This is a genomic window from Niabella terrae (assembly GCF_054783135.1).
Genome location: NZ_BAAGRD010000022.1, coordinates 1 through 816, shown reverse-complemented (window position 1 = coordinate 816; position 816 = coordinate 1). Strand labels below are relative to the sequence as shown.

The following is an 816-nucleotide window of genomic DNA, read 5'->3' as shown; positions in this document are numbered from 1 at the left end:
GTAAACATCCAACGAGGACGGCCTATGATATTTGAATAAAAATCTGTATGGGGAGCATTTTCCCGGCTGCTTTTAGGATTCCGGTTAAAATCCTGAACTTTACTCCTATAATATTATTTCAGGATATATGGAGTCTTCAACATTACTACCGCGGGGTACGATTTCAGAAGTACTAACCCGTTTAAGAGATATTCACAGGCCTACGCCTCAGGAGCTGGCCGATGCTGTGGGTATGTCCTATACCACCTATCTTAAAACTGAAAGGGGGCAACGGGAACCCTCGTTTCTGATGATACTGAAGTTGTGCCGACTTTATAAAACAGATTTGTTAGATTTTGTCAGCCAGCTCAGCGACGGCGAGTTGGAACGTACCGAACTCGGCATTGAGAAGCAGCGGCAGAAAATAGCCAGAAAGAAGGCAGAGGCTTTAAAAGCGAAGGTGGTTGATTTGAAGACCGGTCAGGCGGTGAACCCGCTTCTGTATCGGTAAGGTCAGGCGGTTTTGGTTTGGACTGATGCCAGTGGCGTCCAGAACTGAGGCAGCAGTTCCTTTAAACGATCTTTAGGCTGGCAGGTGATACGCCGCAATACATCATCCAGCCACTTGCCTGGATCAATGCCCTGTAGTTTACAGGTGCCCATAAAGCTATACATTACTGCTGCCAGCTGTGCTGATCGGTGAGAACCGGCGAACAAATGGTTGTGTCGACCCAGGGCGATACTTCGGATCTGTCCCTCAAGTTCATTATTATCTATCGATAACATACCGTCCGCGCAGTATGCGGCCAACCCCTTAAAATGTTTCAGCGTGTAATG

The 816-nt window shown here is 47.4% G+C and carries 2 protein-coding genes; one reads left to right on the top strand and one right to left on the bottom strand.

The window, feature by feature from the left end:
* The first annotated feature begins 127 nt into the window (after window positions 1–127).
* Window positions 128–490, top strand: a complete 363-nt coding sequence (locus ACYVI9_RS15040) for a helix-turn-helix domain-containing protein (RefSeq protein ID WP_460765959.1) — start codon at window positions 128–130, stop codon at window positions 488–490.
* 2 nt (window positions 491–492) lie between these two features.
* Here the strand turns inward: ACYVI9_RS15040 and ACYVI9_RS15035 are convergent.
* Window positions 493–816: transposase domain-containing protein (locus tag ACYVI9_RS15035; protein ID WP_460765957.1), on the bottom strand; the 324-nt coding region annotated here is incomplete at its 5' end.